A 19,593-nucleotide genomic window follows, 5' to 3' on the forward strand; every position below is an offset into this window, starting at 1 on the left:
GCTCAATCGAATGAGGGAAAGGGGACGGATTGTAAGGGGCGGGCCTGGACAAAATCAAGCCAAGCGGTCAGCGCCCCTTTATGAATCAACCTGTTGCGCCCGGCTCCTGGGTCAGCAGGGCCTGGATCAGGCCGGCGTGGCGGACCTTCTGGGCCTCCCGACGCAGCCGGCTGGCGGTGAAAATGGCGCACAGCTCGTCCACGGCGGTGTCGAACACCTCGTTGACGATGACGTAATCGAAGTCGTTGAAGTGCAGCATCTCTTCACGCGCCGCGCCCAGGCGCTGGGCGATCACCGCCTCGCTGTCCTGGCCGCGCTTGCGCATGCGGTCCTGCAGGGCCTGCTTGGACGGCGGCAGGATGAACACCGTCACCGTGCCCGGCACCAGCTGGCGGACCTGCTGCGCGCCCTGCCAGTCGATTTCCAGCAGCACGTCCTGGCCGGCCGCCAGCTGCGGCTCGACCGATTGCCGGGCGGTGCCCTTCCAGTCGCCATGCACCCAGGCGTGCTCGAAGAAGTCGCCGGCGGCGATCATCTTCTCGAACTGCTCGGCGCTGACAAAGTGGTAATGCTCGCCGTTGACCTCGCCCGGGCGCATCGCCCGCGAGGTGAACGAGATCGACAGCGCGATCTGCGGGTCACGCGCCAGGGTGGCGTTGACGATGCTGCTTTTGCCGGCCCCGGACGGGGCGGCCACGATATACAGGGTGCCGCGTGCGGGGGCACCGGCCGGCGTGGGCTGGAGGCTCATTCGATGTTCTGCACCTGTTCGCGGATCTGGTCGATCAGCACCTTCAGTTCCACCGCGGCGTTGGAGGTGCGGCTGTCCACCGACTTGGAACCCAGGGTGTTGGCTTCGCGGTTGAACTCCTGCAGCAGGAAATCCAGCCGGCGGCCCACCGGCTCGCGCTGCTTGAGCACGCGGCGGATCTCGACGATATGGCTGCGCAGGCGGTCCAGTTCTTCATCCACGTCCAGCTTCTGCAGCCATAGCACCAGTTCCTGCTCGGCACGGCCCGGCTCCACCGGGTGCGGCAGGTCGGCCAGACGCGCGGCCAGCTTGGCCCGCTGGCCGTCGCGGATCTGCGGGATCAGGGTGGTGACCTCGGCAGCAATGCGTTCAATTGCGTCAACGCGTTCGCTGATCGCGGTGGCCAGCTTGTCGCCTTCACGCTCACGCGCGGCAACGAACCCGTCCAGCACCTGCTCCAGCAGGGCCAGGGCCTCGGTCTGCAGGGCCGGCGCATCGGTGGCTTCGCCCTGGGTCACGCCCGGCAGCTGCAGCAGCTCGGTGAAGCTGACCTGCAGGTTGGGGAAGTCCGAGGTCAGCCGGTGCGCCAACGCGCCCAGCTGGCCCAGCAGCACTTCGTTGACCTGCAGGCTGGCGGCGGCCTCGGGCGCGCGCAGGCGCATCACCAGGTCCAGCTTGCCCCGGCTCAAGCGCGCAGCAATGCGCTCACGCAGCTGCGGTTCCAGCGCGCGCAGCTCTTCAGGCAGGCGCGTGCCGACCTCGAGGAAGCGGTGGTTGACCGAGCGCAGCTCGCATCCAAGCGTGCCCCAGGGGGTCACCCGCTCGCCGCCGGCATAGGCGGTCATGCTTCGAATCATTCGGGGTTTCCGATGCTCTCAAAGGGGGAATGGTACCCTAGAGGCCTTCTTCCGACCTCCTCGCCCGCCGGTCTCCGGTCCGGGCGCGGACCCGCATCCCACGTACTACCGGAAACCTTTCATGTCCGATTCCCGTCCCAGCGGCCGCCAGGCCGACCAGCTGCGCGAAGTACACATCGAGCGCGCCTTCACCCGCCACGCCGAAGGTTCGGTACTGGTCAGCTTCGGCGACACCCGCGTGCTGTGCACCGCCAGCGTGGAGAACCGCGTGCCGGGCTTCCTGCGCGGCAAGGGCGAAGGCTGGGTTACGGCCGAATACGGCATGCTGCCGCGCTCCACCCACACCCGCAACGACCGCGAAGCCGCGCGTGGCAAGCAGGGCGGCCGCACCCTGGAAATCCAGCGCCTGATCGGCCGCTCGCTGCGCGCCTGCGTCGACCGCCGCGCCCTGGGCGAACGCACCATCACCCTGGACTGCGACGTGTTGCAGGCCGACGGCGGCACCCGCACCGCCGCCATCACCGGTGCCTACGTGGCGCTGGTGGATGCGGTGAATCACCTGATCAGCAAGGGCGAACTGAAGCGCAACCCGATCTTCGGCGCGGTCGCGGCCATTTCCGTCGGCATTTACCGCGGCACCCCGGTGCTGGACCTGGATTACGCCGAAGACAGCGACTGCGACACCGACATGAACGTGGTGATGAACGACGGCGGCGGTTTCATCGAACTGCAGGGCACGGCCGAAGGCCACGCCTTCCGTCGCGAGGAACTGGATGCGCTGCTGGCCCTGGCCGAAAAGGGCTGCACCGACCTGCTCGCGGCCCAGCAGGCCGCGCTGGCCCAGCCGTGAACCGCCGGATCGCCCTGACCACCCTGGTGGTGGCCGATTACGACGAGGCCATTGCCTGGTACACGGGCAAGCTGGGCTTTGCCCTGCTGGAAGATATCGACCAAGGCAGCAAGCGCTGGGTGGTGGTCGGCCCGACCGACGGCAGTGCCGCCGCGCTACTGCTGGCCCGCGCCAGCAACGAAGAACAGCGGTCGCGGATCGGCAACCAGACCGGTGGCCGGGTCGGTTTCTTCCTGAACACCGACGATTTCTGGCGCGATCACGCCACCATGAGCGCTGCCGGCGTCGAGTTTCTGGAAACCCCGCGCGAAGAAAGCTACGCCACCGTCGCGGTGTTCCGCGACCTGTACGGCAACACCTGGGACCTGCTGGAGCCGAAACAATGAAACTGGTACTGGCCAGCGGCAACGCCGGCAAGCTGAAGGAACTGCAGGCCATGCTGGCCGGCCTGCCGCTGCAGATCGTGGCGCAGGGCGACCTGGGCGTCAGCGACGTGCCCGAGACCGGCCTCACCTTTGTCGAGAACGCACTGATCAAGGCGCGTCATGCCTGCGCCAGCACCGGCCTGCCGGCCCTGGCTGACGACTCCGGCCTGATCGTGGACGCCCTGGACGGTGCCCCGGGCCTGTACAGCGCCCGCTACGCCGGCAGCCCGACCAACGATGCGGCCAACAACGCCAAACTGCTGGAGGCGCTGCGTGATGTGCCTGCTGAGCGCCGCACCGCGCGCTTCCACGCGGTGATCGTGCTGCTGCGGCATGCCAACGACCCGCAGCCGCTGATCTGCGAAGGCAGCTGGGAAGGCGAGATCCTTGATGAGCTGCGCGGCAGCCATGGCTTCGGCTACAACCCGCTGTTCCTCGACCCGGTGCTGCAGCAGACCGCGGCGGAAATGGCTCCGGACCTGAAGAACGCAATGAGCCATCGGGCCAAGGCGCTGCAGTTGTTGAAGCAGAAGCTGGCCACCGTAATTCAATGAATTGCCGGCCAGCGGCCGGCACTACCGATCATGTCTGACCATCACTGCCATCTTCCGGGCGAACACTGCGACCACGACCATGGCGTGTCGCTGGTGCCACCGCCGCTGTCCTTGTACGTGCACCTGCCCTGGTGCGTGCGCAAATGCCCGTACTGCGACTTCAACTCGCATGCGGGCAAGGGCGAGCTGCCCTTTGACGCCTACATCGACGCGCTGATCCGCGACCTCGACCAGGACCTGCCGCTGGTCTGGGGCCGGGTGGTGAACAGCGTGTTCTTCGGCGGCGGCACCCCCAGCCTGTTCCCGCCCGAGGCGATCGACCGCTTCCTGCAGGCGGCTTCAGCTCGCCTGCGCTTCGCCCCGAATCTGGAAGTGACCCTGGAAACCAACCCGGGCACCGCCGAGCACGGCCGCTTCGACCGCTACCGCGCGGCCGGGGTGAACCGGATCAGCTTCGGCATCCAGACCTTCAACGACGACGCGCTGAAGCGGCTGGGCCGCATCCACGACAGCGGCGAAGCCGAGCGCGCGGTGAAGCTGGCCCAGGACGCCGGCTACGACAACTTCAACATCGACCTGATGTATGCGTTGCCGGAGCAGACCCTGGCCCAGGCCGAGCACGACCTGGAACGCGCCTTCGCCCTGCAGCCCACCCACGTGTCGCACTACCAGCTCACCCTGGAACCGAACACCGTGTTCTTCGCCCGCCCGCCGCAGGGCATTCCCGATGACGATGCGGCGTGGGACATCCAGGAACACTGCCAGCGCATGCTCGCCGACGCCGGCTATGCGCAGTACGAGGTCAGCGCCTACGCCCGCCCTGGTCGGCAGAGCGCGCACAACCTGAATTACTGGCGATTCGGTGATTACCTGGGTATCGGTGCCGGCGCGCACGGCAAGATCAGCTCCGGAGCCGAACAGCATGTGCTGCGGCGCTGGAAGCACAAGCATCCGCAGACCTACATGGACACCGCGGGCACGGCCGCCTCGATTGGCGGCGACGACGTGATCGATGCGGCGCGGCTGCCGTTCGAGTACATGCTGAACCTGCTGCGCCTGCACGAAGGGTTCGCGCTGAAGGACTTCGAGTCGCGGACCGGGCTGGAGCGGCAGGTGATCGCCGAGCCGCTGCGCACTGCGGTCGAACGCGGCTGGATGACGCTGGACGCTGAACGCGCGGTGCCCACCGAGCTGGGGCGGCGGTTTACCAATGATGTGGTGGAGTTGTTTTTGGCGTGACGCGGTGATTGCGGGATTGCGTGGTTGCCGGCCGCTGGCCGGCAACCCCATGCGTCGGGACACCCCTTATGGCAGGAAACCCGCGAAAACGTTAGATTCCGTATCTCTACAGGGGAGCCGGAACCAACAACGGATGTCTGCGTCCGCACCGCCATTGCCACCCGACACCAGCCGCTTCGCCAGCGTCGATGCACCGCCACGCGTGCGCCGCCTGCTGGCCGCGCTGCATGCGCTGGCTGCCCAGACCCTGGCCAACCCGCTGAAGCTGACCATCGTTGAGCTGGAACGCGAGCTGTTCCGCGACGCCGAGCGCGCGCGCAACAGCCAGATCCAGGCGGACATCCTGGCCCAGTCGCGCCGCCTGCATGAAGTGGACGCGCAGTTCGCGCCGCGCTTCCTGGATGCCCTGGGCACGGCGCTGGCCAAACTGCGCGAACCCCGTGTGCGGCATGAGCCTGCCGCGCCCGTTGCCGTCACCGCCACCACCCTCACCCTGGTCACCGACACCGATATCGACCGCGACATCGTGCTGGCCGACATCACGCGCCGCGAGGCGCAGCGCTCGGCCAGCGCGCTGCAGTTGCTGGGCCAGCGCTTTGGCGTGCTGGCCGCCGGCCCGGAGTTCGACGTCGAGGACCTGCCGTTCGGCCCCTACGTGCTGTGCCGGATCGCCCGCGAACTGGGCGAACAGTTCGATCTGGGACTGGAAACCCAGCTGGCGCTGTACCGGGTGTTCGATCACCAGCTGCTGGAGCGGCTCGGCGAACTACTGGAACGCGCCAACATCCTGCTGGCCCACGAAGGCATCCTGCCCGGCCTGGTCTACACGCCCTACCTGGCCCGTTCGGCCACCACCCGCCGCATCGTCACCGGCCCCGAGCGCGGTCCGGCCGGTGCCTGGCGCAAGGCCGGCGGCGCGGCGGCGCGCCCGCTGACCGGTTGGAGCGGTTCGGCCAGCACCGGCAGCTGGGCGGCGATGACCGAGGAAGTGATCGGTGCACCTGCGCCGTCGTCGCCAACGGGCGCAGCGGGCGGCACAGCCAGCCCCGCGCCCGGAGCCGGCGCAGCCGACCTCAATGCGCCGGCACTGTCGGCACTGCATCAACTGCTGGAAGCAGCGCGCCACGCGCACGGCGGCGCGGCCGACACGGTCGCTGCCGGCCCCCTGCCCGGCGGCGAAGCACCCGCCGAGCCGGCCCACGCGCTGTCCAGCGCCAGCCTGCATGCCACCCTGGCCAAGCTGCAGCCGCAGGTCGCCAGCGCCCGCCGCAGCATGGCCGACCTGCACAACGCCCTGCTGGCGCAGATGCGCGCCGACCACGGCCCGCAGGCCACGCTGACGGTAAAGGACAACGACACCTTCGACCTGCTGAACATGCTGTACGGACAGATCCAGCGCGAGGTGCGGCCCGATGCCGCCGCGGTGGACCTGCTGACCCGGCTGCAGGTGCCGGTCGCGCGCGCCGCGCTGAGCGACCCGGCGTTCTTCGTCCGCGACCAGCACCCGGCGCGTGAACTGCTCAACGCGGTGGCCGAGGCCGGCGCGAACTGGCTGGGCGAGGAAGATGTCGACCCGCAGCTGGTGCAGAAGCTCGACCGTGCGGTCGACAAGGTGGTCACCGACTACCAGGGCGACGCGACGGTGTTCGAGGCCGCCAACGACGAGATACAGCAGCACTTCCGCGCACTGGCGCACAAGGCCGAGCTGGCCGAGCGCCGCCATGTGGAAGCGGCCCGCGGCAAGGAACGCCTCGAATCCGCCAAGCAGCAGGCCGGGGCCAGCATCGAGCAGCTGTGTGCCGATGCCGCCCCGCCGCGCTTCGTGCAGTCGCTGCTGAAGCAGGCCTGGTCGGACGTGTTGACCCTGACCCTGCTGCGGAACGGCGAAGGTTCCGAGCAGTGGCAGCAGCGCACGCAGGAAACCGCGCGCATTGCCGAGATCACCTGCCAGGCTCCCGGCAGCGCCGATTCCGATGCCGAACTCGGCCAGCAGGTCGAAGCCGCCTTGCTGCAGGTGGGCTACCACCACGACGAGGCCGCGGCCATTTCGCGCCGGCTTTCCACGCCCGGTGGCGAGGACGAAAGCAGCTCGCGCACCGAACTGACCGCGCGCCTGCGTGCGCGCAGCCGGCTCGGCGAACAGTCCGACGGGCATGACCCGCGCAAGACCGCCCCGCTGGCGCGCAGCGCCGCCGAAGAAGAACTGTACAAGCAGCTGCGCACGCTGCCTTTCGGCACCTGGTTTGAATTCACCACCAACCAGCAGGGCGACGTGCGCCGCCAGCGCCTGTCCTGGTACAGCCTGATCACCGACAACGCGCTGTTTGTGAACCCGCGCGGGCAGAAGGTGGCCGAGCATTCACTGGACGGGCTGGCGCGATTGATGGCCCACGGCCAGGCGCGCATCGTCAATGAAGACAAGAGCCGGTTGATCGACCGCGCCTGGCAGGCCACGCTGCGCACCCTGCGCTCGCTGGCCGGCGGCGGCGGTACGGCAGCGGAGGGAACGGCATGACCGACGACAAGAACACCCGCCGCGCACGTCGCCGCGAGGTAACCGAGCAGATTCCGGTCACCGACATGATGGCCGAGGCCGTCATAGGGCGGCTGGGTAACGTTTCGGAAACCGGCATGCTGATGATCGCCTCGGTGCCGATGAACGACGACGCGCTGTTCCAGTTCCGCTTCGCCATTCCTGGCCCCGGTGGTCAACCGTTGCCGCTGGACGTGGGCGCACACCTGTTGTGGCACGAGGAAAGCAATGCACCCGGCCAGTTCTGGACCGGCTTCCGCTTCCTCACCCTGAGCAGGGAGCACCGGGAACTGCTGAGGGCCTGGGTGGAGCAGGAGACTTCGGCGACCTGAGCGCCGGTTCCTGCACAGCACACCCGGCGCAATTGCGGCAAAATCAGGGGCTGCAATCCGCACTGCCCTGTGAGCTGCCGCAATGACCCTGCCCGACCTCGCCGCCCTGTATTCCCATCACGTGCGCGTGCTTGCCCAGCGCGCCGACGAGGCGCTGGCGCGCGGTGGATTTGACCACCTGGTGATCCCCAGCGGCACGCTGCACTACCAGATGTTCGACGACCGCGATTACCCGTATGCGGTGAACCCGAACTTCAAGGCCTGGCTGCCGCTGACCAAGGTGCCGAACAGCTGGCTGGTGTACACCCCGGGGCAGCGCCCGAAGGTGATTTTCCACCAGCCGTTCGACTACTGGCACGTGGTGCCGGACGCGCCCAGTGGCTGGTGGGTGGAGCATTTCGACATCGAGATCATTCGCACTGCAGAGCAGGCGCCGGCACTGCTGCCGGCCGACGCGACGCGCTGCGCGATTCTGGGCGAACCGCAGAGCGCGCTGGGCGCGTTCGTGCCGAACAACCCGGAAGCAGTGCTGCACTACCTGGACTGGCATCGTGCAGTGAAGACGCCGTACGAGATCGCCCTGATGCGCCAGGCGCAACAGCTGGGCGTGCGCGGCCACCGCGCGGCGGAAGCGGCGTTCCGCGCGGGGGCGAGCGAATTCGAGATCCACATGGCTTACTGCAGCGCGGTGGGCCAGGATGCGAATGAGCTCCCCTACGGCAACATCGTGGGCCTGAACGAGCATGCGGCGGTGCTGCATTACACCGACCTGGGCAAGACCGCGCCGCAGCCGCTGCGCAGCTTCCTGATCGACGCTGGTGCCAGCGCGCTCGGCTATGCCAGTGACATCACCCGTACCTACGCGGCGTCGGGCCACGACGAATTCGAAGCGATGATCGCGGCGGTGGACGCGGCGCAGCAGCAGATGTGCGCGGGCGTGCGCGCGGGCGTGGATTACAAGCAGCTGCACGTGGACGCGCATCTGTCGCTGATGGGCATCCTGAAGGACTTCGGCGTGCTGAAGGTGTCGCCGGAAGCGGCGCTGGCAACAGGCGTGAGCGCGGCATTCTTCCCGCACGGCCTGGGTCATCTGATCGGCCTGCAGGTGCACGACGTGGCCGGCTTCGCGGCCAGCGACCGTGGCGGCCGCATCGAGCGCCCGCAGGGCCACCCCTATCTGCGCCTGACCCGCACGCTGGAACCGGGCATGGTGGTGACGATCGAACCGGGCGTGTACTTCATCGACATGCTGCTGGACGAAGTGAAGCAGCGCGGCCACGGCGACAGCATCGACTGGAGCCGCGTGGACTTCTTCCGCCCCTACGGTGGCATCCGCATCGAAGACGAAGTGATGTGCACCGAAGGCGACGCCGACAACCTCACCCGCCCGGCGTTCGCCGAGGCTTGATGGTTGCCTGACTGATTCCCTGACTGCTTGATTGCCAGATTGCACGATGTACGTAGAGCCGGGCTTGCCCGGCTGCTGTTGGATTCAGGCGAACAGCCGGCGCTCACCGTGACCCTGGTTTGGCGGCGCGGGACGGGCGTTCCGGGGGACGCCGCAAGTACGTCCTTGTAGGCTCAATCGCCGCATCCATGCGGCTCATGCCCCCTCCAGCCCATCCCGAACCGCCATCGACAGTTCGTCGGTGGCCACCGAAGATCAAGATCAACGGCGGTCCCTGTCCATTGTCATGCGTTACCGGATGTTCTCCGTTTCACGGCGATCGTCTGTCGACCGATCCCACCAGGGCATTTCCGATGCCACCGCGGACTACGTGCTTTTGATCCTCCATGGCCACCGGCAAACTGTCTGGGGCGTGCCGGGGTGGGTTTGCGGGACCGTCAAAAACATGGATGTTTTTGACGAGCCTACAGGGATGTATTCACGGCGTGTCCCGCAAACCCATCCTGGTGCGCCCAAACACAGAAACCGATGACCACCGGCTGTTCGCCTGAATCCAACAGCAGCCGGGCAAGCCCGGCTCTACGTAGATCGTGCAATCACGCGGTCAGCGCGAAGCCGCCATCTCCGCTTCGATCTCATCGGCGCTGCGTGCCAGGCCTTCGGTCAGCACGCGGTGGCCGTCGTCGGTGATCAGCACGTCGTCCTCGGTGCGGATGCCAATGCCGCGCCAGCGCGGCTCCACGCTTTGGTCATCCGCGCTCACGTACAGACCCGGTTCGATGGTGAACACCATGCCCGGCTCCAGCAGGCGTGAGTCGCCCGCCAGCCGGTAATCACCCACGTCGTGCACATCCAAGCCCAGCCAGTGGCCGGTCTTGTGCCGGTAGAAGCGCTGGTAGTGGCCCTGGGCGATGTTCTCTTCCAACGTGCCCTTCAGCAGACCCAGTCGCAGCAGGCCTTCGGTCAAGGTCTGCACTGCGGCCAGATGGCCCGCCTCGTACGCGACGCCCGGGCGCGCCTGCGCCAGTGCCGCCGCCTGCGCCGCGCCCACCAGATCGTGCATCGCACGCTGCTCGGGGGTGAAGCGACCGTTGACCGGGAACGTTCGGGTGATGTCGCTGGCGTAGCCACGGAACTCCGCGCCCGCATCAATCAACACCAGGTCACCGTCGTGGCTGCGCGCGTTGTTGCCGCGGTAATGCAGGATGCACGCGTTCGCGCCCGCGCCGACGATGCTGCCGTAGGCCGGCCACGCATCGTTGGCGCGGAAGTCGCGTTCCAGGTCGGCCTGCAGTTCGTATTCGAACATGCCCGGGCGCGCCACCCGCATCGCGGTGCGGTGTGCCTGCACGGTGATCTGTGCGGCACGCTGCATCAGCGCCACTTCCGCCGGCGACTTGAACAACCGCTGCTCGTGCAGCAGGTGGCCCAGTTCCAGGAATTCATGCGGCGGCTGCGCGCCATGCCGCACCTGCGAGCGCACCCGGTTGACCCAGCCGATCAGCTTCAGGTCGAAGTCTGCATCGCGGCCAAAGTGGTAGTAAACGCGCGAACGGCCTTCCAGCAACCCCGGCAGGATGTCGTCCAGGTCATCGATCGGGTAGGCATCGTCCATGCCGTAATCCGTCACCGCGCCTTCCTGTCCGGCGCGTGCGCCATCCCAGGCTTCGCGATCAGCGTCGCGCTCGCGGCAGAACAGGATCACCTCGCCGTGCCGGCGGCCGGGAATCAGCACCAGCACCGCATCCGGCTCCGGGAAGCCGCTCAGGTACCAGAAGTCCGAGTCCTGCCGGAACGGATAGTGCGTGTCCAGGCTGCGCACCCGCTCGGAGGCGGCCGGCAGCACCAGAATGGCGTCGTCGCCGGCCATCTCCATCAACTGCTGGCGGCGGTGCTTGTATTCGCTCGCGCTGATTCCGGTCAGCTGCTGGATATCCATCTCAGTTCAGGCGCTGGCGGTGACGCGCGCCCATCACGCAGTCGCCGTGCAGCAGCAGCACCGCCACGCGCACGAACTCCTCGATCTCGGCCAGTGCATCTTCGTCATCGTCGTTGCCGCTTTCGAAGTCTTCCACCGACACCTGGGCCAGCTTGGCCAGGTCGGTCAGCGCTTCTTCTCCTTCTTCAGACAGCACCGGGCGGTTGCCGCCCGCGCCCAGCCCGAAACCGCCCAGGAAGGCACGTGCCCACGCGAACAGCGCGTCGGCCTGCGAGGTGGTGTCGGTGGCGTCGGTCAGCAGCAGCTCGAAGGCGAAATCACGGTCTTCCAGCTGGGCCACGGTCGCGGTCAGCAGGTCATCCAGGGTGTCCCCTTCCTGCGCCGCCGGCAGGCTGTCGTCGGCCAGCACCTTGGCCGGCCATTCGCGCACGGCCGCGCCGCCGGCCGACAGCCAGCCGCACAGTCCGCCGTGCAGCTCGGCCGCGCTGGCCCCCAGGCCCAGGGCCTGGCTTGCCTGGGTTACGTCTTGGACAGTCGGAAGTTCGGTCATTTCGGGCTCGGTCACACTTACGGGTTGGCAGCTTCGCAGTGTAGCAATGGACAGGTAGCGGCCGGGGCGTCGCCTGCGCTATGGTGCGGGCATGGAACCTTCAGATGCCATCGCCCAGCTACAGGCCTTTGCCGCCCGGGTGGAGGCATTGCTGGAACGCAACCAGCGCCTGGCCGAGGAAAACCGCAGCCTGCGCCACCAGCAGGAGCAGCTGGTCAACGAGCGCTCGCAGCTGCTGGCCAAGAACGAGCAGGCCCGCTCCCGGGTGGAAGCGATGATCACCCGGCTCAAATCCCTGGAGCAGCACACATGAGCCAGTCCGAACCGGTCAGCGTCCGTATTCTGGATCGTGAGTACACCGTGGGTGTGGGCGCGGACGAACGCGAAAGCCTCACCGCCGCCGCGCGCCTGCTCGATGCAAAAATGCGCGAGATCCGCGGCAGCAACCGCATGGCCGCCGTCGATCGCATTGCCGTGCTGGCCGCGCTGAATCTGGCCCATGAACTGCAGCAGCTACGCGATGAACACGCGCAGCAGGCCACGGCGCTGCAGCAGACGCTTTCCGACCTGAACCGGCGCTTGGATCGCGCATTCGACGGTGCCTGAATTGGCCTGCAATCCGACCGACGAACGGGGGTACCCGAATCGGTGGGGTTGGCTATAATGGCCTCGCGTTCTCTGCTGTGAACGACGGCGTGTGCAAACATTCGCCTTGTCCCTTAATTACGACCACGGGTGCGCGACGACGCCGGGAGTGCAGGTCCGCCTTGTAGCGGGAAGCCCGATGGAGTCCCAGCGTACCCACTTGAACCCCGGGTTCAAGGTCGTTTCGCACGCATCGTCACCGCGGAGAATGCAGTATTCCTGCAAGAGCGACGTTCCACCGGAGCGTCGCTCTTGTTTTATCCGCCGCCCTGCACCGCTGCCCGGACCCTGGCATGACCGACCCGCGCTCCGCACTGCGCCAGCAGCTGCGCCAACGCCGCCGCGACATTCCCGCCGCACAGCGCATTGAAGCGGCCGAACAGCTCGCCGATGCCCTGTTCGCCCTGCCCTTCGCCCCCCCCCATGGACCGGTCGCCGGCTATTGGGCGCTGGATGGCGAAATCGCCCTGCACCGCTGGCAGATGCGCCTGCCCGATGCCCTGACCTACTGCCTGCCCGTGCTCAGCGGCGAGGTGCTGCGCTTCGCGCCATGGCGGCCGGGCCAACCGCTGACCGCCAACCGCTACGGCATTCCCGAACCCGATGTGGCTGCCGGCGACACCCTGGCTGCCGAGCAGATGGCACTGGTGGTCGCTCCGCTGGTGGGCTTTGACGCGCAGTGCCGGCGGCTGGGCATGGGGGGCGGCTGGTATGATCGCAGCTTCGCATTCCGTCAGGCCCGCCCGGCTCCGCCGTGGCTGGTCGGCGTCGGCTTCGCGGCCCAGCAGGTCGAAGACCTGCCGGTGCAGGCCTGGGACGTCGGCGTGGATGCGATCTGCACCGAAACCACCACGTTCATTCCCCGATAGACACCGCATGACCTCACGCAAGCGCTACTGGCTGATGAAGTCCGAACCGGACGCCTTTTCCATCGATGACCTGCAGCGCGTGGGCCAGGAGCCCTGGAACGGCGTCCGCAACTACCAGGCGCGCAATTTCATGCGCGACGGCATGAAGGTCGGCGACGGCGTGCTGTTCTACCACTCCAATACCAAGGTGCCCGGCATCGTCGGCACCGCCACGGTGGCCACCGAAGCCTACCCGGACGAGACCCAGTTCGACCCGAAGTCGGATTACTACGACCCCAAGGCCACCCGCGAAGAACCGCGCTGGCTGCTGGTCGATGTGGCCTTCGATCGCAAGCTGCGCGACACCATTTCGCTGGACGAGATCAAGCTGCACGCCGACGCGCTGGGCGAGGGTTTTCCCTTGATCGCGCGGGGCAACCGGCTGTCGATCCTGCCGGTGACCGCTGCGCAGTGGAAGCTGCTGCTGTCGCTGGAAAAGCACTGACCCCTTTCCTTCTGTCTTTCACGAGTACTGCCCCATGTCCGAAGCCAAGCGCCTGGCCGCCGAAAAAGCCCTGGAATACGTTCAAGACGGCATGATCGTCGGGGTCGGCACCGGTTCCACCGTGGCCTACTTCATCGACGGCCTGGCCCGCATCAAGCACCGCATCAAGGGAGCCGTGTCCAGCTCCGAGCAGAGCACCGCGCGGCTGAAGGAACACGGCATCGAGGTGATGGAGCTCAACCACACCGGCACGCTGTCGCTTTATGTGGACGGGGCCGACGAATGCGACGTCAACAAGTGCCTGATCAAGGGCGGCGGTGCCGCGCTGACCCGCGAGAAGATCATTGCCGAAGCCAGCAAGCAGTTCGTCTGCATCGTCGACCCGAGCAAGCAGGTGCCGGTGCTGGGCAAGTTCCCGCTGCCGGTGGAAGTGATTCCGATGGCGCGCAGCCTGGTCGCCCGCCAGATCATGGACATGACCGGCGGTCAGCCGGCCTGGCGCGAGGGCGTGGTGACCGACAACGGTAACCAGATCCTGGATATCCACCACCTGCAGATCACCGACCCGGTGAAGCTGGAGCGCGACCTCAACCAGCTGCCCGGCGTGGTCTGCGTGGGCCTGTTCGCGCGCCGCCCGGCGGACGTGGTGATTGTCGGCGGCGAGCCGCCGCAGGTTCTGTAACTTCCCCCTGAGGACACCCGGTATGCGCTCTTCGTCGTTGCTGCGTCTGTTGTTGCCGTTGTTGCTGCTGGTCTCGCTGAGCGCCTGTGCCAGCAGCGGTACCCGCCATTGGGTCGAACTGGCCGGTACCCGTTACCAGGTGGAGCTGGCCACCGATGACGCCAGCCGCGCGCGCGGGCTGATGTTCCGCGACCAGATGGCCGAGGACCACGGCATGCTGTTCATCCACGACCGTCAGGAACTGCAGGCGTACTGGATGAAGAACACCCGCATCGCGCTGGACATTCTGTACTTCGACGCGGAGCGCAAACTGGTCAGCCAGCAGCGCGACGTGCCGCCGTGCTCTGCCGGCGACCGCTGCCCGCCCTACCCCAGCAGCGGCCCGGCCAAGTACGTGCTGGAGCTCAACGCCGGCCAGGCGCAGAAGCTGGGCCTGCAGGATGGCGCGCTGCTGACCTTCGGGCCGGGCATCGAATCCAACTGAACGCGGCCACGCCGGGCCCGCCCCGGCGTTGCGTTTTCACAGCGCGGCGCTTGAATCGTGGCGCGTTTGTCGCCAGTCTGTGGTCATGCAGGGGAAGATCACATTGCCGGCGTGGGACAGCCTGGCCGAGCTGGACGACGAGGCGCTGCCGCTGTTGCCCACCGCCCTGCTGATCGCACGCGACGAATACCCTGATCTGGACCCGGCCGCGTACGACGCCCTGGTGCAGAGCCACGCCGACCACCTGCGCACCGAGGTGGACACCCTGGACCACTTCCCGCTGAAGATTGCCGCGGTGAACCGGCACCTGTTCGATGAACTGGGCTACGGCGGCGACCACGGCGAGTATTACGACCCGCGCAACAGCTACCTCAACCAGGTGCTGGACCGCCGCCTGGGCAACCCGATCTCGCTGGCCCTGGTGCAGATGGAGGTCGCGCGCCGGTTGGGTATTCCGCTGGACGGTGTTTCCTTCCCCGGGCACTTCCTGGTGCGGTTGCCGGTGGACGACGGCATGCTGGTGATGGACCCCTTCAACGGCGGCCGCCCGCTGGATGTGGACGAACTGCGCGAACGCGCGCGTTCGCACCTGGGCGGCGAAGTACCCGATGACCAGGTGCTGGCGCAGATTCTGGACGCCGCACCCACCCGGGCCATTCTGATGCGGATGCTGCGCAACCTGCACGGCGTGTATGCCGAGCGCGGCGAATGGGACCGCGCTGCACGCAGTGCCGATCGGTTGCTGAAACTGGCCCCGGAACAGGAAGACGCATTGCGCGACCGGGGCTTGGCCTACTTACAGCTGGACCATCTGGCCGGGGCGCGGCATGACCTGGGGCTGTATCTCAAGCGCAATGCGCAGGCCAGTGATGCGCAATGGGTGCGCGAGAAGTTGATCGAGTTAGGCGCGGGCGCGCCGCGGTTGCATTAATCGATCTCAACCATCTCAAAATCATCCTTGGTCACCCCACAATCCGGGCACGTCCAGGTATCGGGCACGTCTTCCCACGCGGTGCCGGGCGCAATGCCCTCTTCCGGCAGGCCATCAACCTCCTTGTAGATGAAACCGCAGACAACGCACATCCAGGTGCGGAAGGTGGTGGCAGCAGTGTCGCTCATTGGATAATCAGGGGCTGGGCAGTACGGTTGACCGGCATTGTCCCACTCCCGTCGCGCTGCTGGTAGCCATTGATGAACACCCCTGTTGCCCCGACCACGCCCCCGCGTGGCGTCTATCTGATCACGCCCGACGAAAGCGACACCGCGCGCCTGCTGGCCCGCGTGGAGCCGTTGCTGGCCAACGGTGCCACCTGCCTGCAATACCGCAACAAGACCGCCAGCCCCGCCCTGCGCCAGGCCCAGGCGGCGGCGCTGCAGCCGCTGTGCGCCGCCCACGGCGTGCCGCTGATCATCAACGACGACGTCGCCCTGGCCCAGGAGGTGGGCGCGGCCGGTGTGCACCTGGGCGCGGAGGACGGCGACATCGCCGCCGCCCGCGCCCTGCTCGGCGCGCAGGCCATCATCGGCACCTCCTGCTACGACAGCCTCGAGCGCGCCCAGGCCGGAGCCGCCGCCGGGGCCAGCTACGTGGCCTTTGGGGCCTTCTTCCCCACCACCACCAAGGTCACCAAGAGCCGCGCCAGCGTCGACCTGCTGCGGCAAAGCGCCGCACTGGGTGTGCCGCGGGTGGCGATTGGCGGCCTGACCCCGGACAATGTGGGCCCGATCATCGCCGCCGGGGCCGACCTGGTCGCCGTGGTCAGCGGCATCTTCGCCGCCCCCGACCCGGTCGCCGCCCTGCGCGCCTGCCTTGCCCGTTTCCAGGACCCCATCGCATGAACCACGACAATTCCCACGCCCTGTTCACCCGCGCCCAGGCGCTGCTGCCCGGCGGCGTCAATTCGCCGGTGCGCGCGTTCAAGTCAGTCGGCGGCGAGCCGTTCTTCGTGGAGCGCGCCGATGGTGCGTACCTGTATGACGTGGACGGCAACCAGTACATCGACTACGTCGGTTCCTGGGGCCCCATGATCGTCGGCCACAACCACCCGGCGGTGCGCCAGGCGGTGAAGCACGCGATCAACAACGGGCTGTCGTTCGGTGCGCCGTGCGCCGCCGAAGTGACCATGGCCGAAACCATCACCCGGCTGGTGCCGTCGTGCGAAATGGTGCGCATGGTCAACTCCGGCACCGAGGCCACGCTGTCGGCGATCCGCCTTGCCCGCGGCGCGACCGGCCGCAGCCGCATCGTGAAGTTCGAGGGCTGCTACCACGGCCATGGCGACTCGTTCCTGGTCAAGGCCGGCAGCGGCATGCTGACCCTGGGCGTGCCGACCTCACCGGGCGTGCCGGCCGGCCTGAGCGAACTCACCCTCACCCTGCCCTACAACGACTTCGACGCCGCCACCGCGCTGTTCGCCGAACAGGGCGAGCACATTGCCGGCCTGATCATTGAACCGGTGGTGGGCAATGCCAACTGCATTCCGCCGCGCGAGGGCTACCTGCAGCACCTGCGTGCGCTGTGCACCCAGTACGGCGCGTTGCTGATCTTCGACGAAGTAATGACCGGCTTCCGCGTCGCCCTCGGCGGTGCGCAGGCGCACTACGGCATCACCCCGGACCTGACCACCTTCGGCAAGATCATCGGTGGTGGCATGCCGGTGGGGGCTTATGGTGGCCGTCGCGACCTGCTGTCGCAGATTGCCCCGGCCGGCCCGATCTACCAGGCCGGCACGCTCAGCGGCAATCCGGTGGCGATGGCCGCGGGCTTGGCGATGCTGGAGCTGGTGCAGGAGCCGGGCTTCCATGAGCGCCTCTCGGCCGCGACCGCGCGTTTGTGTGCGGGGCTGGAAGCCGCTGCCGCTGAAGCCGGTGTGGCGGTGACCACCAATCAGGTGGGTGCGATGTTCGGGCTGTTCTTCACTGATCAGAAGGTGGAGACGTATGCGCAGGCGACTGCGTGCGATACGGCGGCGTTCAATCGCTTCTTCCATGCGATGTTGGAGCGTGGCGTGTTCCTGGCACCGTCGGCGTATGAGGCCGGATTCCTGTCGAGTGCGCACGATGATGCAGTGATTGATGCCACGATTGCGGCCGCGCGTGAAGCGTTTGTGGTGGCGCGCGGGTAACGACCAACGGTCGTTACCTACCCGGCCGTTTGGTTTTCGGTTTTCAACCGAAAATCAAACGGCCTTTCATCATGGCGAAATGCCCGGGGAACGAACAGAAAAACGTGTAATCCCCACCCTTCACCAGCTTCGCGGTGCTGAACGTCACCGACGTACTCTGCCCACCGCCAATTACCGCCGTATGCGCCAACACCCGCGCATCACCCTTCGGCACATACGCGTCGGCCAGCTTCATCCGCATCCCCGCCATCGCCACCGGCTGGTAATCCGCCGTTTTGGTCAGCACCCAGTTGTGCCCCATCGCGGTGGCCGCCAGCTTGCCGGTGTGGCGCAGGGTCAGCTTCACCTGGGTGCAGTCGCCGGCCACTTTGATGTCCTTCTGGGTGAAGGTCATCTGGTCGGTGCTGTCCACGTTGACCGCGCAGACGCGGGCGTAGGCGGACGGGGCGAAGGCCAGTGCGGCCAGGAACAGGGGGGCGAGCAGTTTCACGGTGATCTCCTTGCGGGTACACCGTGAATTCTAGAGAGCATGCTGCGATGGCACCTGCGACGGGGTGTCGCAGGTGTGCGCCAAAAGCAGCCGGGCAAGCCCGGCTCTACGGTCAGCGCGTGGCGATGAACGATTGGATCGCCGCCCGCAACCGCTTCAACCCCTCGGCCACTTCCTCATCGCTGATGTTCAACGACGGCACGAACCGAAGCACATCGGGCCCGGCCTGCAAGGTCAACAGACCATGCTCGGCGGCGTGATCCAGAATCGGCCCCGCCTGCCCGGCAAAATCCTTGTCCAGCACCGCGCCCAGCATCAGGCCGCGACCGCGCACCTGGCTGAACACCTTGAACTCGTCGTTGATCTTCCCCAGCCCCTCGCGCAGCGCCTGCGACTGCCGGCCCACGTTATGCGCGATTTCCGGCGACGACAGCTTGCGCAGCGCGACCCGGGCCACTGCAGCGGCCAGCGGATTGCCACCAAAGGTGGTGCCATGTGCGCCGAACTGCATCGCCTCGGCCACCTTCGGGCCGGCCAGCATCGCGCCGATCGGGAAACCGCCGCCCAGCGCCTTGGCCAGGGTCACGATGTCCGGCTTGATGCCGTCCTGCCAGTGCGCGAACAGGGTGCCGGTGCGGCCCATGCCGGCCTGGATTTCATCCAGCACCACCAGCGCGTTGTGCTGGTCGCACAGCTCGCGCACGCGCTGCAGGAAGCCGGACTTGGCCGGCATCACGCCGCCCTCGCCCTGGATCGGCTCCAGCATCACCGCGGCGACGTCGCCGGCGGCCATCGCCGTTTCCAGCTGTACCTCGTCGTTGAAGTCCACGTAGCGGAAACCACCGGGCAGCGGCTCGTAGCCTTCCTGGTACTTCGGCTGGGCGGTGGCGGTCACCGCGGCCAGGGTGCGGCCGTGGAAGCTGCCACGGAAGGTCACGATGACCCGCTTGTCGGCCGGGCGGCCCTGCGAGGACGCCCACTTGCGCACCAGCTTGATCGCCACTTCATTGGCTTCCGCGCCGGAATTGCACAGGAACACCCGCTCGGCGAAGCGCGACGCGGTGACCAGCTCTTCGGCCAGGCGCAGCGGCGGCTCGCTGTAGAACACGTTGCTGGTGTGCCACAGCTTGCCGGCCTGCTCGATCAGGGCGGCCTTCAGGTCCGGGTCGTTATGGCCCAGGCCACACACCGCGATGCCGGCGGCCAGGTCGATGAACTCGCGGCCGTGGTTGTCCCATACGCGCGCGCCCTGGCCGCGTTCCAGCACCACCTGGCGCGGCTTGTACACCGGCAGGTAGTAGTGCGACAGGGACAGAAGCGGGTCGGTGGCAGCGGCGGTCATGGCGGTCAAGGGTTCCGGGAAAGGTCTCATTCTC

At 67.3% G+C, this 19,593-nt stretch carries 23 protein-coding genes and 1 other RNA gene; 17 read left to right on the forward strand and 7 right to left on the reverse strand.

Annotated features, from left to right (window positions below):
• Window positions 1-85: 85 nt before the first annotated feature.
• On the reverse strand, window positions 86-751 hold the full coding sequence (gmk, locus tag PDM29_RS03185) for a guanylate kinase (RefSeq protein WP_311192452.1): 666 nt from the start codon (window positions 749-751) through the stop codon (window positions 86-88).
• Window positions 748-1,608, reverse strand: coding sequence for a YicC/YloC family endoribonuclease (locus PDM29_RS03190; RefSeq protein ID WP_311192453.1), 861 nt, complete (start codon window positions 1,606-1,608; stop codon window positions 748-750). Before PDM29_RS03190 ends, gmk begins: the two co-directional genes overlap by 4 nt.
• A gap of 121 nt (window positions 1,609-1,729) precedes the next feature.
• On the opposite strand from PDM29_RS03190, the gene rph reads away from it, so the two are divergent.
• The 7 genes from rph to pepQ all read left to right on the forward strand — a co-directional run bounded on the left by rph (window position 1,730) and on the right by pepQ (window position 8,949).
• Window positions 1,730-2,458 (forward strand): ribonuclease PH, encoded by a 729-nt coding sequence (gene rph / locus PDM29_RS03195; protein WP_311192454.1) that lies wholly within the window; start codon window positions 1,730-1,732, stop codon window positions 2,456-2,458.
• Window positions 2,455-2,844 (forward strand): VOC family protein, encoded by a 390-nt coding sequence (locus tag PDM29_RS03200; RefSeq protein ID WP_311192455.1) that lies wholly within the window; start codon window positions 2,455-2,457, stop codon window positions 2,842-2,844. Before rph ends, PDM29_RS03200 begins: the two co-directional genes overlap by 4 nt.
• Window positions 2,841-3,437 (forward strand): RdgB/HAM1 family non-canonical purine NTP pyrophosphatase, encoded by a 597-nt coding sequence (rdgB, locus tag PDM29_RS03205; protein WP_311192456.1) that lies wholly within the window; start codon window positions 2,841-2,843, stop codon window positions 3,435-3,437. Before PDM29_RS03200 ends, rdgB begins: the two co-directional genes overlap by 4 nt.
• Before the next feature lie 30 nt (window positions 3,438-3,467).
• Window positions 3,468-4,676, forward strand: a complete 1,209-nt coding sequence (gene hemW / locus PDM29_RS03210; RefSeq protein ID WP_311192457.1) for a radical SAM family heme chaperone HemW — start codon at window positions 3,468-3,470, stop codon at window positions 4,674-4,676.
• 133 nt (window positions 4,677-4,809) lie between these two features.
• Complete coding sequence (locus PDM29_RS03215) at window positions 4,810-7,191, forward strand: DUF1631 domain-containing protein (protein ID WP_311192458.1); 2,382 nt, start codon at window positions 4,810-4,812, stop codon at window positions 7,189-7,191.
• Window positions 7,188-7,541, forward strand: a complete 354-nt coding sequence (locus PDM29_RS03220; protein WP_311192459.1) for a PilZ domain-containing protein — start codon at window positions 7,188-7,190, stop codon at window positions 7,539-7,541. The genes PDM29_RS03215 and PDM29_RS03220 overlap by 4 nt, the downstream gene beginning before the upstream one ends.
• Before the next feature lie 82 nt (window positions 7,542-7,623).
• Complete coding sequence (gene pepQ / locus PDM29_RS03225; RefSeq protein WP_311192460.1) at window positions 7,624-8,949, forward strand: Xaa-Pro dipeptidase; 1,326 nt, start codon at window positions 7,624-7,626, stop codon at window positions 8,947-8,949.
• A gap of 604 nt (window positions 8,950-9,553) precedes the next feature.
• On the opposite strand, the gene PDM29_RS03230 is transcribed toward pepQ, so the two are convergent.
• Together PDM29_RS03230 and PDM29_RS03235 are read right to left on the reverse strand one after the other, a co-directional pair.
• Complete coding sequence (locus PDM29_RS03230) at window positions 9,554-10,882, reverse strand: aminopeptidase P N-terminal domain-containing protein (protein ID WP_311193711.1); 1,329 nt, start codon at window positions 10,880-10,882, stop codon at window positions 9,554-9,556.
• A gap of 7 nt (window positions 10,883-10,889) precedes the next feature.
• Window positions 10,890-11,438 carry a UPF0149 family protein gene (locus tag PDM29_RS03235; protein ID WP_125359823.1) on the reverse strand — a complete coding sequence of 183 codons (549 nt, stop codon included), beginning with the start codon at window positions 11,436-11,438 and terminating at the stop codon, window positions 10,890-10,892.
• 91 nt (window positions 11,439-11,529) lie between these two features.
• Here PDM29_RS03235 and PDM29_RS03240 point away from each other — a divergent pair, with 91 nt between their 5' ends.
• The 8 genes from PDM29_RS03240 to PDM29_RS03275 all read left to right on the forward strand — a co-directional run bounded on the left by PDM29_RS03240 (window position 11,530) and on the right by PDM29_RS03275 (window position 15,533).
• Complete coding sequence (locus PDM29_RS03240; RefSeq protein WP_125359822.1) at window positions 11,530-11,751, forward strand: TIGR02449 family protein; 222 nt, start codon at window positions 11,530-11,532, stop codon at window positions 11,749-11,751.
• On the forward strand, window positions 11,748-12,044 hold the full coding sequence (locus tag PDM29_RS03245) for a cell division protein ZapA (RefSeq protein WP_125359821.1): 297 nt from the start codon (window positions 11,748-11,750) through the stop codon (window positions 12,042-12,044). The genes PDM29_RS03240 and PDM29_RS03245 overlap by 4 nt, the downstream gene beginning before the upstream one ends.
• Window positions 12,045-12,110: 66 nt before the next feature.
• Window positions 12,111-12,295: non-coding RNA, 6S RNA (gene ssrS / locus PDM29_RS03250), on the forward strand.
• 81 nt (window positions 12,296-12,376) lie between these two features.
• Window positions 12,377-12,952 carry a 5-formyltetrahydrofolate cyclo-ligase gene (locus PDM29_RS03255; RefSeq protein ID WP_311192461.1) on the forward strand — a complete coding sequence of 192 codons (576 nt, stop codon included), beginning with the start codon at window positions 12,377-12,379 and terminating at the stop codon, window positions 12,950-12,952.
• Window positions 12,953-12,959: 7 nt separating this feature from the next.
• The gene (locus tag PDM29_RS03260) at window positions 12,960-13,436 is read left to right on the forward strand and encodes an EVE domain-containing protein (protein ID WP_311192462.1); all 477 of its coding nucleotides are present in this window, start codon (window positions 12,960-12,962) and stop codon (window positions 13,434-13,436) included.
• Between the two features lie 34 nt (window positions 13,437-13,470).
• On the forward strand, window positions 13,471-14,118 hold the full coding sequence (gene rpiA, locus PDM29_RS03265; RefSeq protein WP_311192463.1) for a ribose-5-phosphate isomerase RpiA: 648 nt from the start codon (window positions 13,471-13,473) through the stop codon (window positions 14,116-14,118).
• Window positions 14,119-14,140: 22 nt separating this feature from the next.
• Entirely contained in the window at window positions 14,141-14,602 is a 462-nt protein-coding gene (locus PDM29_RS03270; RefSeq protein WP_311192464.1) for a DUF192 domain-containing protein, read from the forward strand.
• Window positions 14,603-14,687: 85 nt separating this feature from the next.
• Complete coding sequence (locus PDM29_RS03275) at window positions 14,688-15,533, forward strand: SirB1 family protein (RefSeq protein WP_311192465.1); 846 nt, start codon at window positions 14,688-14,690, stop codon at window positions 15,531-15,533.
• Here the strand turns inward: PDM29_RS03275 and PDM29_RS03280 are convergent.
• Window positions 15,530-15,721, reverse strand: coding sequence for a rubredoxin (locus tag PDM29_RS03280; RefSeq protein ID WP_282296754.1), 192 nt, complete (start codon window positions 15,719-15,721; stop codon window positions 15,530-15,532). The genes PDM29_RS03275 and PDM29_RS03280 overlap by 4 nt on opposite strands.
• Before the next feature lie 72 nt (window positions 15,722-15,793).
• Here PDM29_RS03280 and thiE point away from each other — a divergent pair, with 72 nt between their 5' ends.
• On the forward strand, window positions 15,794-16,441 hold the full coding sequence (gene thiE / locus PDM29_RS03285; protein ID WP_311192466.1) for a thiamine phosphate synthase: 648 nt from the start codon (window positions 15,794-15,796) through the stop codon (window positions 16,439-16,441).
• Window positions 16,438-17,727, forward strand: coding sequence for a glutamate-1-semialdehyde 2,1-aminomutase (gene hemL / locus PDM29_RS03290; RefSeq protein ID WP_311192467.1), 1,290 nt, complete (start codon window positions 16,438-16,440; stop codon window positions 17,725-17,727). Before thiE ends, hemL begins: the two co-directional genes overlap by 4 nt.
• A gap of 43 nt (window positions 17,728-17,770) precedes the next feature.
• Here hemL and azu read toward each other — a convergent pair whose 3' ends face one another.
• Both azu and PDM29_RS03300 read right to left on the reverse strand, forming a co-directional pair.
• Window positions 17,771-18,217 (reverse strand): azurin, encoded by a 447-nt coding sequence (azu, locus tag PDM29_RS03295; protein ID WP_311192468.1) that lies wholly within the window; start codon window positions 18,215-18,217, stop codon window positions 17,771-17,773.
• Between the two features lie 112 nt (window positions 18,218-18,329).
• The gene (locus tag PDM29_RS03300) at window positions 18,330-19,559 is read right to left on the reverse strand and encodes an acetylornithine transaminase (protein WP_311192469.1); all 1,230 of its coding nucleotides are present in this window, start codon (window positions 19,557-19,559) and stop codon (window positions 18,330-18,332) included.
• Window positions 19,560-19,593: the final 34 nt, after the last annotated feature.

Source organism: Stenotrophomonas oahuensis, from assembly GCF_031834595.1.
Lineage (GTDB): Bacteria > Pseudomonadota > Gammaproteobacteria > Xanthomonadales > Xanthomonadaceae > Stenotrophomonas > Stenotrophomonas oahuensis.